Source organism: Bdellovibrio sp. 22V (genome assembly GCF_030169785.1).
Taxonomy (GTDB): Bacteria; Bdellovibrionota; Bdellovibrionia; order Bdellovibrionales; family Bdellovibrionaceae; genus Bdellovibrio.
On record NZ_CP125854.1, the window covers coordinates 295,473 to 309,829 of the forward strand.

Below are 14,357 nucleotides of genomic sequence, written 5' to 3' on the forward strand. Positions count from 1 at the left end.
AATGTTTCGAGCGTTTTTGCTGATTGCATGTTTGAGTCTGACATCTTGTGCGAGTTACTTTAAAAAGAAAGAGTGCGAATCCACCAATTGGTTCGAGCACGGCAAAAGCGTCGCAATGGAAGGCAAATGGTTGAATTCAGATCAACTCGTCAATGAATGCCGTAAGGTCGGCGCTGACATTCAAGAGTCGCAACTCGATAAAGGCTTCAAAAACGGTGTAGAGAAATATTGTTCTAATACTCAAGCTTACCTGACAGGAAAGAACGGAGACTTGTTCTCTCGTGACATCTGTGAGGGGCCGCAAATCACGTTCCTTATTTCCGAACACAAAAGGGGCCTGCACGACTATTGCCATAAAACCAACGGCTTCCCTGCGGGAACTTCCGGTAAGAAATATAAAAACGTGTGTCCGAAGGAACTCGAGCCGGCATTTCTGGTGGAGTATCGTAAAGGTCGCAAGAAGTACGTTCAGTCTTTGATTAATATTAAAAATGACGAGATCAACGAACTGGAAAAGAAAATTCGCTGGAAACGTTCGGACTTATTTAGTGCTGAAAACCGCTTGCGTATGCAACAGTCTGAAATGTCATCTTTGGAAACACAAAAGAACATGCTTCCCATTGAAGCTTACCAACAGCGCAGCCAACTGGATGGACAAATCTCTTCAGCATCTACGCAGCTGAACTCGGCAAAATATGAAGTGTCGAACCTGGAAAGCGACATTCGGAAAATTGAAAAAGAAAGAAATGAGAAACTAGCGGAAGTCACAGCTCTTAAAGAAGAGCTGCCAAGTCTTGATCCAAACTAGTTTGGAACGCGGAACCACTCGATCGCATCAACGTAGGCCTTGGGTTGATAAGCGTTCGCTTGCTCGCTCCACTTCACTTCTCTCCAGCCTAAGCTTTTAAATGAGGGACTATCAACGTCCCTTTTTTGGATGAATTCAAAAACGTTTGCGACAGCCTCAAGCTCCGTCTTCTTCATCAAAAGAGAAGGCAAATGGAATTGCACGAAAGCGATTCCTTTGTTTTGAGCGCCAAAGCCTTCAGCTCCGTCAGTAAGATAACGATCATAGCGCAAATCGCGTTTCAAATCACAGTGGTCGACAACCAAAAGTTTTTCCGTCTTATCGGCATAATCCATGACGTAACTAAAGTTGTACCCTCCGCACTTTTCCACGACAGTGCGAGATGCTTTAACGGCACCGAAAGACTTTAAAGGAATTGGATACTTTGAAGGCAGCATCCACAGGCCGTCTTTATCCTGCAAAGCTATCTGCAACTTGGGCGAAGCCTTCGCAATCTTCATAAACTGCTGCAGGACTTTCGATTTTTCATCGAGCTTTTCCTGACTGACGTAAAGAAGATCAAAGGTTGCTTCCGCAAAAGCATCTTGAAATCCATTTGAGCGCAGCTCATTAGTAAAATTCGCAACGAACATCCGGTGAATTTCAGAATCTTTAATCGTCTTAGAACTCGCAACAAACGCATTCACATTCTTGATTGCTTCGGCCGCCTTCACCAACGTGGTTTCATTGGCCTGTAAAACTTCATAAGAACTTGTTAACGGCAGCTCCGGCGTATGCTCAGATCTTAGAAAACGCGGAATGTTTTGCGAGAAATAAAACCGCTCTCGCAGCGTCAGCGCCTTGAACGAGTTCACCCAGCTCGTCACCAGTAACGAACGCAGGCTCATTTCAACAACCTGCTGATCTAAAACCAACGCCGCGTCTTGCTTGTTCTGACATAGAGCAAAGTGCTCTGATTGTTTCCACGGTGATTCACAATAAGCCGCAACGGATTTAATCACGTAAGGCCATTTGACTTTACGAAGAGCTGTTTTAATTTTCGTGTTCGGATCGCCGATATCAAGATCCCCGCCCTGCAGATAGACCAGGAAGTCTGTGACTACTTCCTCCATCAATGCTTGCTGCGCGAAAAGAGCTTCGTTGCGCTCGCGATACCAGATTTTCGCCAGAGCTTTTTCCAAATGGCCGGGAGCCTCAATAAGTTTCGCACCCATATAGACCTGATGGCCTTGAATGCGAAAAGCCAAAGGGCGGTCTTCTAAAATCGTAAGCTGAATCTTACGATAGAAAGGCTCCATGCTTTCCAGAAGCCTTTCCATCTGTTGAATGCGATAGCCCAGGTCTTTACCCTGTTCGCTAAAGTACACGCTGTAAGGAGTCGCCTTGTTTAGAGCGCAACGATAGACGGTGTCTGTCCCTGATTCTGAAAGCCTGTCTATTCTTTCGACAACCTTGGAATCAATACAGAGCGGCCTCTTCGTCATCTGAAGAACCATCAGGCTAAGTAGGCCAAAACACACAAAACTCAAGGAGGTCAACCAACGGGCTAGCATCTTAATGACTAAGATTGCAAAAGGCAGACCTCCTCAATTCCGATATTTTCCAGAAAAACTTCGTCATGCGAAACCACCAGCAGAGCCCCTTCAAAAGCGCTGAGAGCTTCTTCCAAAATTTCCAGACTTTGCAGGTCTAAGTTGTTCGTAGGCTCATCCAATATCAAAAACTGCGGAGGTGTCGCCGCCAGGAATATCTTAGCTAATGCGGTCTTGAGTTTTTCTCCTCCGCTTAACGTCTTCACCGGTTGCAGCACTTTGTCTCCGAAGAACTGAAACCGCGCCAAACGATTGCGGGTTTCGACGATATCATAGGCTGAGGTATCAAAAACATTTTCAAGCACAGTTTTTTCCATGTCCAAGAGAGAATACTCTTGATCCAAGTAAGCCCACGGAATATCAGCGCGATGAACTTTTCCGTCCACCACAAGAAATGCCGGCACTTTATTCAACAAAACTTTGATAAAGCTGCTCTTACCGGCTCCGTTTTTTCCCGCCAACGCTTTTCGCCGCGGGCCCTTCATCGAAAAATGCAGTGGCTCGGGCCAGAGTGGATCTCTTCCCGGATAAGTGATTTGCAGTTCTTCGACTTCAAAAACCAGTTTGCCCTCTGGCACACCCGTTTGCGGAAGCTCTAATCCCAACACGCTCGAGATCTTTGCCTGGGAGAGAATTTCATTAAACTCAGCTACTGATTTTTCCACACGCTTTTCCTCATTGCTGTGGATTCTTCCTTGGGTTTCCTGGGCTCTGCGTTTGCGTCCGCCCAACAAGATCTTTGGAATACCGCCTTTCTCGGCTTTGCGGGCTCCGGCTCGCATGCGTTTTTCCTGCATCTCAAGTTTTTCGTGATATTCCCGCTCGATCTTTTTCTTTTCCCTGCGAGCGCGATCGATCGCTTGTTCTTGCAAGGCGATTTCGTTTTCCTTCTGCTCTTTATAAAAAGAGTAATTGCCGCCGTAAGAAGTTAAACCTTGATTGGAAAGTTCCCATATACAATCGACATGATTAAGCAAATCGCGATCGTGACTGATCACTAATAAAGGGCTTTGATAAGACTTTATGAACTCAGTCACATGCCTTCGCGCTTCGACGTCAAGATTGTTCGTAGGTTCATCCAAAATCAAAAGTCCATGACTGTAGATCAACGCATGCGCGATACGCACCCGTGTCCACTCACCGCCACTCAGACTTTGCAAAGACGCCTCCAAAGAGATGGACTCCAATAAAGGACCCCATTGAGCCGGCGTTGTCGCCGGACTCTCCCAAAGCTCGATTAAGTATTCCGCCACCGAAAGGGCGGGCCGCTCTTCTGACTGCGAAAGATAAAAAACTTCGTGGGAAATCTTGAGTTCTCCCGACGTCGCTTCCACTTTGCCGGCAAGGATCTTAGCAAACGTACTTTTGCCAACGCCATTAGGACCGACCAAACCGCAGCGAGGCCCGTTCCAAGTGAATGAAATGTTCGAAAATAAAATGTCGCCTCGAGGAAACTCGAGGGTCAGCGACTTTCCCGTCGCCTGAAAATATGTATTCTGCATATATAAAATCCGCCGAACCCAGGTTGGGTTGAATGAAAGTTCTTAAAAAAGAAAAAATGACGGATTTAATTTCTCATAGACGTCGGATTTGCGCCCGACTCACAAAGAATAACATAAGCCCCGGGAAATTTTCAAGGGGGCCTTTTTTATTCGTTCTCTAATTGAGAATGAACTGCAAACAAAAGACCGGAAGATTGCTCCCAGAGCCGATTTATGCGAAGTTAAACCGTTTTGAAAGCACAGTATTGGATTCTTATTTCATTTTGTCTTCACGCAAGTTTGGCCCTTTTTCTGGGTGTCTCGGGTTGGCATGAGTCTTCATCACCCGAGGAAGTGATCGATTTGACTTTGACATCTCCATTGGGCGGGCCGGTGAAATCAGCGGCGCCATCCTCACCACCGAAAGCCGCAAAAAAAACCGTTGTCGTATCGAATGCGCCAACAACTTCGGAAACGGTTACTCCAACGGCGACAGCTGAGGAGAGCATCTCGGACAATGGTGATGAAGAAGGCGCAACCAACACGCCCGTTGGCTGGGGCGAAGTCACACGCTTTCCGAAAGTCGCTAAAGAGGTGAAAGCTTCTTATCCCGAAGAGGCAAAAAAGGCGGGCATCGACGGCCCCGTGATTCTTGAAGTCTTGATCGATAGTCGCGGCAAGGTTAAGGACGTTCAACTCGTGAGCGGGCCCGGTCATGGATTGAACGAGTCTGCCATTTCCGCTCTTAAACAATTCGAATTTTTACCTGCACAAAAAGGTGCGGACCCCGTTTCAGTCAAAATCAGATATACATATCGCTTTAAGTTAGGTGTGAATTAGTGAAAACGTTTTTTATCGTCGTGTCGTTGTTCGTTGCTCTTCCCGCTTTCGCTCAGGAAAACGTTCCTTCTTTCGAAACTGTCGTTGAAGACGTCGTCTTCAACACTTCCAGCAAAATCGTCATCGACGAAGAAACTATCAAAGAATCCCGCGCTCCCAGCATTACAAGTCTTCTTTCAAGTCAGGCCAATGTCACAGTGGTAAGCACACCTTTTCAACCCAACTCCATTTTCATTCGCGGAGGCGATGCAAGCCACGTTATGATCATCGTGGATGGAGTTCCTTTTTACGATGCTTCTACAATTCAAAGAACTTTTAATCTCAACTCCTTGGACATAAAATCTGTTCGTCGTATTGAGATTGTTAAGGGCGGACAGACAGTCCTTTATGGAGGACAAGCCCTTACAGGTGTCATTAAGATTGATACGATCCCACAAGAATTCAAAGATCAAACGGGTCTCATGGGACAGGTGGGAACACAGAGTTTCCGCGACATCACTGCCACACACACCAGTGCGCTCGATGAAAGCAAGGCGTTTCTCATTCGCGGTCACGGCGCTTGGAGAGATGCCGAATCTCCAGTCCTAAACTCCTCTGAAACTTACCCCCGAAACAACTGGAATGCCGAAGGAGCTTATGCATGGAAAGGCCGGGTCGAGGGAAACCTTAAGGGAATCTTTCTACAGGACAGAAACTTCTCACCGAACGCCAGCCGCCTGACTAATAAAGTTTACGACACAGAAGACTTCGAGCAGTATACGCGACAATTGGGTGTATCTTCTCACTTGAAGTTCAATGAGATGGCATGGAATCCGCGCCTTGCCCTGAGCGCACAAAATAGCCTACGTGAATACACTTGGCCTACCATCGTTCCTGTAGACAATCCAACGGGTACTGAAGAAGACTATGGTGCCAATCTCAGAACAATTCGTCTCGACGCGACACCTTACGCAGGCGAAAAACTCTCAATCATCTCCGGATTGAGTTACATTTATGAAGACTTCGTTTTTCGCAACAAAGGCGTCGAAGAGAATAACACTTTCTCTGAGCAACGAGGTCTTTTCACGAAAGCCGACTATCAGTTTGCACCGGGCTTCTCGCTTGCAATAGGGGGCCGAGTTGAAAACTGGAGCGACGAGGATCCTGTTGGCACTTACCAGATCGGTGTCACACTTTTTAAGAACACAAAACTCGAAGTGGCATCGGGATATAAAATTCCATCTCTTTTCCAACTGTATTCTCGTTACGGGAATCCGAATTTGAAGGCGGAGCGCGGAATGCAATACAGTGTCTTACAAGAGTGGCAAATCAATGAAAACCAAAACTTTTCCGCGACTTTGTTTTATTCTGAGTTTACCGATCTTCTGCAGATCACAGGATCACCCGGAAACATGAAGTACGACAATATCTCTAAATCAGAAACTCGCGGTATTGATATTACATACACTCTCAAAATGACGCCAGAGTCGACAGTCCTGGCTACATACGGTTACCAGGAACCGCGAGACATTCAGAATGACCGCTGGCTATTGCGCCGACCTCTAGTTAATGGAAGTCTCAAATACTTGCGGAACTGGAATAAACACTCAGGTGCTTTAGAGATTGTCGGCTCCGGCACTCGTTCCGATTTCGGCTCCTCAGGCGTTGTCACTCTTCCAGGTTACGTCGTTGCGAATGCGGCGTACACTTATAGCTGGAATGAAACTTTGAACTTCTTCACGCGTTTGAATAATCTTGCCGATTATCGTTATGAAGAAACTTACTCTTTCTATGCGGAAGGCTTCTCCGGATCTTTGGGTGCGGAGTATTGGTTCTAAGGCGGTGCCGGGGGAACTTTCTGTAAAGTTTTTCGCAGAGCCTCTCGTCGGAGGGGCTTTTGCAAATAAGCATCAAATCCAGCTTCAAGACATCTTTCCGCATCGCCCTTCATAGCGTGCGCCGTCAAAGCGACGATCCAGTTTTTATAATTCCGTTTTCTTAATTCTTTCAGTGCCTCGAAGCCGTCCATATAAGGCATCTGAATATCCATCAAGATCAGACTGTAGGGATGTTTACTCGCTAAAGACACCGCTTCGCGCCCGTTCTGAGCGGTGTCGATTTGCTCTTCCAACAATCCCATTTTTTTAAGATAGTGTTTGCAAAGCTCGCGGTTATCAATCGCATCGTCGACAATCAAAATGCGGGAAATATTCTCTAACGGAGATCGCGGTGTCTGCGGCATCTCCGACGGCAGAGTCTCATGATAATCCTTAACTTCTTGAAAACCCACCGTCATCAAAAAGCGGCTGCCTTTACCTTGAGTGCTCGAATCCAAAATGACGTCGCCATTTAGCAAGCGCGCCAATTTACGCGAAAGAAAAAGTCCCAGCCCTGTTCCGCCAAAACGCCGTGTCGTCGAACTGTCGGCCTGTGCAAAGGGCTGAAAGAGCTGTCCTCTCTGTTCAGAGGTAATTCCAATTCCTGTGTCAGTGACATAAATTTCAAGTCGACCGACGCCGCCTGCGACTTTTGCTGTTACATCAATATCGACAGCACCGCCGCGTTCTGTGAATTTAATGGCATTCCCCACAATATTAATAAGGATCTGCCGAATGCGAGTGGGATCGCTGCAAATATATTCCGGCAGCTCTCCCCTTCTCATCGTAAGCTGAATGTCTTTTTCTTCAGCGCGGCCATGTAAAAGATGTACGACTTCGTCCAATAAGTGCGGCAGAGAGAAAACAATGTTTTCGATTTGAATTCGGTCAGACTCTACTTTTGAAATATCCAAAATCTCATCAACAATACGAAGAAGCTGCTGACCGTTTCTTAAGACGGTTTCGATCGCCTCTTTTTGTTCGCCGCCCAAAGAGTCATCTTCTTTTAAAAGTTCCGCGAAGCCCAGCATCGCACCCAAAGGCGTGCGAATTTCATGGCTGACATTGGCAAGAAAAGCACTTTTAGCGCGACTGGCTTCTTGGGATTTTAAATACAGACGACAGTTTTCCAAGGCGATCGCGAGTCTTCGCGCGACCTCTTCCGCAATCACAAGATCCATTTTTGTAAAGCGGGGGCTGCCTTCCTTGTTTGCGAAAGTTAAAACGCCAACTGGTTTTTCCGAACCTACTTTAATAGCCACAAACATCAAGGATTTAATGGCAATTTGCCGTTTCTCCGCAGCTGCATCCGAACTGAAAGACTCCGTAAGAAATTTTGTCACGTCGAGCTCGGGATAAAACTCTGATCCACCTGTTTGCACAACTTTGGTTATGCCTTCAGAGGCGTCCCAACGAGGCGTGTGTCGATCGCGCCAGGCCTCTAAAACAGAGATTTCGTTGGGATCCTTCGCGGCGATTTCAGGATGAACAAAATCGAGTCCTTCTTCATTCAGAAGATCGGCAATGCAAATATCCGATAGAAAGCTGCACACTTTTTTGCAAAAAGACTCCAGGATTTTTTTCTGATCAAATGATTCAGCCAAAATTCCCGTAATTTCCGAAAGAAAACTCATTTGCGCCGCACGCGTTTCCGCCTCTTGACGTGCAATTTGCGCCTGCAGGTACTCGAGCTTTTGATTTTCGGCTTCTTTTTTTTCGGTGATGTCTTCGGAAACTCCTAAAAGATAAACGGCTTCTCCAGATTCGTTAAAAACCGGAATCTTTTTTGTGTGTAAGTAGCGCGTCCCCGAAGCTGTCTTTATGGGTTCTTCCGGAATATCCACTCCCTGCGGGGATTTCAGCACCTCGCGGTCTTTTTGCACGAAAAAATCGGCTTGGTCTTTAGGAAAAAAATCATAGTCACTACGACCAATCATCTCTGAGCGAGGCACACCAATCAGATTTTCGCCGGCTTTGTTAAAACGAACGAAACGCAGGTTCCTGGCGTCCTTAACGAAAATCATGTTGGGATTATTTTCGAAGATCGCCTCTAAAAAAGCCTCGGATCTTTGCAGCTCTTGGGTTCGCATTGCAACACGTTCCTCCAAAAGGTTGTTCGCCTTCTCCAACTCCATTTCGACTTTTTTGCGGCGGGAAATGTTTAAGACCAAGGTGATAAAAGTGCCGTCCCGAAAGAGTGTCGGGCTTACAAGCGCGTAAACAATGTGGCCGTCTTTGTGGATATATCTTTTTTCGAAGGAGTGGATTTTATTTTCGTCGCGCAAAATCTCGGCAAGTTTTCGACTGCGATCCCGATCTTCGGGAACGGTCAAATCCATCCAATTGATTTTGCCTTCTTTAAATTCTTCGCGGGAATAGCCGACCATCTTAAGAAAGTAGTCGTTCGCTTCATGGATGTTTCCGTCGAGATCACTACAAAGAATACCCACCATATCCGATTTGAATATGGTTTCATATCTTTCAGCTTTCTTTTCAATGGAGTCATCCTGCGATCGCGGCATAATACCTAAGAGTACATGCAGCGAAGACTTTCCTGAATCTGCTATTTCACAGACGGAGTTCGAGTCACTTTACCAAGAGGTTTAAGTGTTCCGACTTTGCCCACTTTAGAAGGAAGAGGATGCTGAATCTTTTCCGCTATCCAAGGATTGATCTCAAGCAGCTTAGGAAGGTTCAGACCCGTCTTAATACCCATGCCGTGGAACATATAGACGACGTCTTCCGTCGCCACATTTCCCGTCGCACCAGGTGCGTAAGGACAACCACCCAAGCCCCCAAGGCTTGTGTCAAAAACAGTAATCCCAAGCTTGTAAGCCGCAAGAATATTGGCCAAAGCTTGTCCGCGCGTATCGTGAAAATGTCCCGCGAGTTTTTTAACCGGAACCACTTTTTTTAATTTTCGGAATAGCGATTCAACTTGTCCCACGTCAGCGACACCGATTGTGTCACCGATGGAAATTTCATAAACGCCGAGTTTATGCATACGCTGAGCAAGCTTAATAACTTTGGCTTCAGGAACTTTTCCTTCAAACGGACAACCGAAACACGTTGAAAGATATCCGCGAACTTTGATTTTATGTTTTTTTGCCAATGCCATGACTGGCTCAAAGCGTTTGAAACTTTCGTCAATGGTGCAATTGATATTTTTTAAAGAAAATGATTCCGTGCAGGCCGCGAAGATCGCAACTTCTTTCACGCCACTTTGGATCGCATCCAACATTCCGCGCTCGTTGGGAACCAAGGCGGAAAATTCCGTCTTTTTTGGAATCACGCCCGACTTCACCAAAGTAAAAGTTTTTTGAATGACTTCGGACGTGCCTGCCATTTGCGGAACCCATTGCGGGGAAACAAATGCTCCGATCTCAACACGTTTTGTTCCCGCAGCAATCAGTCGTCGCGCAAATTCCACGCGCGTGTCGGAATCCAAAACGGTTTTTTCGTTTTGAAGGCCATCTCTTAATCCCATTTCCACAATCACGACTGACTTTTTCATAGCACTTATTTATCGGCAGTTGGTTTGATTTTCACGAGGCTTTTTCCAAGAGCCACTTGTTCGCCCACCACGCATGTCACGGCGTCGATCGTTCCGGCAATCTCTGCCTTCAAAGTATACTCCATTTTCATTGCTTCCATCACTAGAACGGCTTGCCCTGCTTCAACATTAGCGCCCGGAGAAAGTAAAATCTTCGTCACCTTACCAGGCATTGGCGCCAGAATCTGATCGGAGGAACCTCCACCAGCACCTTTCTTGCGCGACTTTCGTCCTGAACCTGTGTCCATTGTGAAAGTACGGCCATTATGATGAACCCACAAAGTTCCCTTGATTAACTGCGCCTGCGCCTTGTGATCAACACCGTCGATACGAACTGTGACTTCCATTAGATACCTCTCCAGTAAGAAGACCAAGGAGATGTGGATGCTTTCACGGACTCCGGAGTTCCGCCGCGAAGTTGCGCTAAAGCCCCTTCTGCGACTTTCTTGTCGATCTCAGTCAACGCGGGTTCTTTCAAAGCATCGGCAAAATAAGTTTCAATAAAACGCGTTGTCATTGTGCCCATCACAAATTCTTTGTGCGACAGAATTTCGATCAAATAAGGAATGTTTGTGTGCACACCGAAAACGACAGCGTCTTTCAACACACGAATCATCTTTTGAATCGCACGAGGACGGGACTCGTCCCAAACAATCACTTTCGCAATCATTGGGTCGTAGTAAGGAGTAATCGTATCGCCCGAGTCAAAACCGTATTCATAACGGCGGCCCGGTCCTTCCGGCCACTCGACATGTCCCAAGAGACCTGTTGAAGGAACGCCTCCCATGTAAGGATTTTCCGCATAAATACGGCACTCAATGGAATGGCCGCGTGGCGCCCGAATCTGTTTTGGATCATGGACGAATTCGCCTTGCGCCGTCAGGATCTGCATTTTTACCAGATCCACACCCAAAACTTCCTCAGTCACGGGATGCTCTACTTGCAGACGTGTGTTGACTTCAAGAAGGTAAAACTCCCCATCTTGTAATAGAAACTCAACAGTTCCTGCGCCTTTGTATTTCCCCATGGTCGCAATAGCACAAGCAGCTTCACCCATACGACGACGAAGATCCTCTGTCAGTGAAGGTGATGTCGCTTCTTCAATGATTTTTTGGTGACGACGTTGGACGGAACACTCGCGGTCGAAGAAATGCAGAACATTTCCCGTGCTGTCACCGAATACCTGGAACTCAATGTGTTTTGCGCGATCCAAATATTTTTCCAAAAAAACTTTCGGAGATCCAAACGCGGATTGAGCTTCCCTTTGCGCGGACTCAATAAGCTCTTTGGCCTCTGTCGAAGATTTAATAAGTTTCATGCCGCGACCGCCACCCCCGGCAGCAGCTTTGACAATCACAGGGTAACCGATCTTTTCCGCTTGCTGAATCAGGTGCCCCACATCTTGATTTTCACCTTGATAGCCTGGCACTAAAGGCAGACCCGCTTGCTTCGCCAAATCTTTACAGTGAACCTTGTCACCCAAAGAACGAATTGATTCCGCGGAGGGACCAATAAACGTCAAACCTGCTTTCTGCACGGCCTCAGCGAAATCCGCGTTTTCAGAAAGAAAACCAAATCCTGGATGAATCGCTTGCGCACCCGCCGCTAAAGCACCGTCGACATTGGCTTTAATATTCAAATAACTTTCAGCCGTCGGGGCTGGGCCGATGCAGATCGTTTTTGTCGCCATTCTGTAAGCGCGAGTGTTGATGTCGGCTTCGGAATGCAAAAGAACCGTTTCAATGCCCAGCTCTTCACACGCTTTAATAATACGAACGGCCACTTCACCGCGATTGGCAATGGCGATACGAGTAAATTTACCCATTATTGAGATCTCCATGTGGGTTCGCGTTTCTCCAAGAAAGATTTTAAACCTTCTTGTCCTTCTGCACTGGCGCGACGTTCAGCGATCAATGTTGTCGTCGTATCCCTTTGCTGACCCCACGTCATAAAATTCAAATCATTTAAAAGTTTCTTCGTTTCACGAACAGCTTCGGGACCGCATTGCAGGTAGTTGTGTAAAACCTTTTGTACGGCTGTATGACCTTCTCCTTGCGGAACGACTTCGTTCACAAGGCCTGCCTGTTGCGCGATATGAGGATTAAAGACAATCCCCGACAACATCAAAGGACGAACTTTTCCGGGAACCGCTTTGCGATTCACAAAGCTGCTGATGACTGCCGGTGCAATTCCCAACTTCACTTCGCTAAAACAAAACTGCGTGCCCTCTTCCGCGATCACTTCATCACAGATGGCGACCAGACCTAAAGCTCCGCCGAAAGCGGCGCCGTGAATATGACCTATTACCGGCAAAGTACACGAAGCCATCGCCTCAAACATCGTAAAAAGCTTCATCGAATCATCGCGATTCTGAGTGAAAGAAAAATTCACCATTTCCTTCATCCAGTTTAAATCCGCTCCCGCACAGAAGACTTTGCCTTCGCCCTGTAGAACAACAGCGCGCAGATCTTTTCGTGTTTGAAAGTCTTGAAAGATCTTTGTGAGTTCCGCGATCATCTCGGGATTAAACGCGTTTCTCATTTCCGGCCTATTTAGTTTTACATAGGCGACGTGGTTCATTTCTGTAACAACAACAAATGACATGGCTACATCCTAAAGACGCCTTGGGATTTTTCTCCCCAAGACTTGTTAAGACTCGCGGCAATTCCCAAAGCCAGAACGCGACGAGTGTCTGCCGGATCAATGATTCCGTCGTCCCAAAGACGAGCGGATGAATAATACGCGGAACTTTCTTTTTCGTACTTTTCCAATGTCGGACGTTTGAACTCTGTTTGCTCTTCGGCAGACATCGTTTGTTTTTTCGCCGCCATTTGATCCATCTTCACAGTTAACAAAACGTTCGCCGCTTGCTCGCCGCCCATGACGCTGATCTTCGCATTCGGCCACATCCACAATTGACGAGGTTGGTAGGCTCTTCCGCACATTCCGTAATTTCCGGCGCCGTAAGATCCCCCGATGACGACCGTGAACTTCGGAACATGGGCATTGGAAACTGCCATCACCATTTTAGCACCGTGTTTCGCGATACCTTCATTTTCATATTTCTTTCCGACCATGAAACCTGTGATGTTTTGCAAGAAGATCAAAGGAATCTCACGCTGTTCACACAGCTCGATAAAGTGCGCGGCCTTTTGCGCGCTTTCACTGAAAAGAACGCCGTTGTTGGCAATAATGCCGACAGGCATACCCCAGATATGAGCAAAACCCGTCACCAAAGTTTTTCCAAAAAGAGGTTTGAATTCATGCAAACGTGAGCCGTCCACAATACGCGCAATCACTTCGCGCACATCAAAAGGAACACGACTATCTTTTGGAATAATTCCGTAAAGCTCTTGCGCATCGTAAAGAGGATCTTCCACAGGCATTGTTCTAAGTTGAACAACCCGTTTGTGGTTTAAGTGCGCAACGATAGAGCGCGTGATTTCAATCGCATGTTCATCGTCTTCCGCAAAATGATCTGTCACGCCGCTTGTTTCACAGTGCACTTTCGCACCGCCAAGCTCCTGCGCGTCGACAACTTCTCCCGTCGCCGCTTTCACCAGTGGAGGTCCACCCAAAAAGATCGTACCGTTTTCATTGACGATCACGGTTTCATCACTCATCGCCGGAACGTAGGCTCCGCCGGCTGTACACGAACCCATCACCACCGCGATTTGCGGGATGTTCGCTGCGGACATGCGTGCTTGATTGTAGAAAATTCTTCCGAAATGATCGCGATCTGGGAAGACATCCGCTTGCATCGGCAAGAACGCTCCGCCAGAGTCGACAAGATAAATACAAGGCAGGCCGTTTTCAAAAGCGATCTCTTGGGCACGAAGATGTTTTTTCACCGTCATCGGGAAATATGTTCCGCCTTTGACCGTCGCATCGTTTGCAACAATCACACACTCTGTACCGTGAACAACACCGATGCCGGTGATAACACCCGCCCCCGGAGCTTGTCCTTCGTACATATCCCAAGCCGCCAGAGTTGAAAACTCCAAGAAAGCCGTTCCACCGTCGACAAGAGCTTCGATACGTTCACGCGCTGTCAGTTTGCCGCGCGCTTTGTGTTTTTTTGTCGCATCCTCTCCGCCACCTTGTTTGACCAAATTCACGCGTTCGCGCCATTCGCCGACGATGTTCATCATCGCATCGCGGTTGGCTTTGAAGTCTTGAGAGTTTGTATCTATATGCGTTTCTAAGATTTCCATAAAACTTTCTTGA

11 protein-coding genes are annotated in these 14,357 nt (G+C 47.1%); 3 read left to right on the forward strand and 8 right to left on the reverse strand.

Annotation, left to right across the window (positions count from 1 at the left end):
* Position 1: 1 nt before the first annotated feature.
* Positions 2-808 (forward strand): DUF2799 domain-containing protein, encoded by an 807-nt coding sequence (locus tag QJS83_RS01495; RefSeq protein ID WP_284607117.1) that lies wholly within the window; start codon positions 2-4, stop codon positions 806-808.
* Here the strand turns inward: QJS83_RS01495 and QJS83_RS01500 are convergent.
* A complete protein-coding gene (locus QJS83_RS01500) occupies positions 805-2,292 on the reverse strand; it encodes a hypothetical protein (protein WP_284607119.1) in 1,488 nt (495 codons plus the stop codon). The genes QJS83_RS01495 and QJS83_RS01500 overlap by 4 nt on opposite strands.
* 77 nt (positions 2,293-2,369) lie before the next feature.
* A complete protein-coding gene (locus tag QJS83_RS01505; protein ID WP_284607121.1) occupies positions 2,370-3,902 on the reverse strand; it encodes an ABC-F family ATP-binding cassette domain-containing protein in 1,533 nt (510 codons plus the stop codon).
* A 231-nt stretch (positions 3,903-4,133) separates the two neighbouring features.
* Between QJS83_RS01505 and QJS83_RS01510 the strand changes: the two genes are divergently transcribed.
* Together QJS83_RS01510 and QJS83_RS01515 are read left to right on the forward strand one after the other, a co-directional pair.
* Entirely contained in the window at positions 4,134-4,721 is a 588-nt protein-coding gene (locus tag QJS83_RS01510; protein ID WP_284607123.1) for an energy transducer TonB, read from the forward strand.
* Positions 4,721-6,538: a TonB-dependent receptor plug domain-containing protein gene (locus QJS83_RS01515; RefSeq protein ID WP_284607125.1), complete on the forward strand. Its 1,818-nt coding sequence runs from the start codon at positions 4,721-4,723 to the stop codon at positions 6,536-6,538. The genes QJS83_RS01510 and QJS83_RS01515 overlap by 1 nt, the downstream gene beginning before the upstream one ends.
* Here the strand turns inward: QJS83_RS01515 and QJS83_RS01520 are convergent.
* The 6 genes from QJS83_RS01520 to QJS83_RS01545 are packed head-to-tail and all read right to left on the reverse strand — an operon-like array spanning position 6,535 to position 14,344.
* The gene (locus tag QJS83_RS01520) at positions 6,535-9,099 is read right to left on the reverse strand and encodes a PAS domain-containing hybrid sensor histidine kinase/response regulator (RefSeq protein WP_284607127.1); all 2,565 of its coding nucleotides are present in this window, start codon (positions 9,097-9,099) and stop codon (positions 6,535-6,537) included. The two genes, QJS83_RS01515 and QJS83_RS01520, sit on opposite strands and share 4 nt — an antisense overlap.
* Before the next feature lie 41 nt (positions 9,100-9,140).
* Complete coding sequence (locus tag QJS83_RS01525; protein ID WP_284607129.1) at positions 9,141-10,091, reverse strand: hydroxymethylglutaryl-CoA lyase; 951 nt, start codon at positions 10,089-10,091, stop codon at positions 9,141-9,143.
* A 5-nt stretch (positions 10,092-10,096) separates the two neighbouring features.
* Positions 10,097-10,477: an acyl-CoA carboxylase biotin carboxyl carrier protein subunit gene (locus QJS83_RS01530; protein WP_284607131.1), complete on the reverse strand. Its 381-nt coding sequence runs from the start codon at positions 10,475-10,477 to the stop codon at positions 10,097-10,099.
* Positions 10,477-11,955 carry an acetyl-CoA carboxylase biotin carboxylase subunit gene (locus tag QJS83_RS01535; RefSeq protein WP_284607133.1) on the reverse strand — a complete coding sequence of 493 codons (1,479 nt, stop codon included), beginning with the start codon at positions 11,953-11,955 and terminating at the stop codon, positions 10,477-10,479. The genes QJS83_RS01530 and QJS83_RS01535 overlap by 1 nt, the downstream gene beginning before the upstream one ends.
* Positions 11,955-12,734: an enoyl-CoA hydratase-related protein gene (locus tag QJS83_RS01540; RefSeq protein WP_284607134.1), complete on the reverse strand. Its 780-nt coding sequence runs from the start codon at positions 12,732-12,734 to the stop codon at positions 11,955-11,957. Before QJS83_RS01540 ends, QJS83_RS01535 begins: the two co-directional genes overlap by 1 nt.
* 2 nt (positions 12,735-12,736) lie before the next feature.
* The gene (locus tag QJS83_RS01545) at positions 12,737-14,344 is read right to left on the reverse strand and encodes a carboxyl transferase domain-containing protein (protein WP_284607136.1); all 1,608 of its coding nucleotides are present in this window, start codon (positions 14,342-14,344) and stop codon (positions 12,737-12,739) included.
* Positions 14,345-14,357 lie beyond the last annotated feature (13 nt).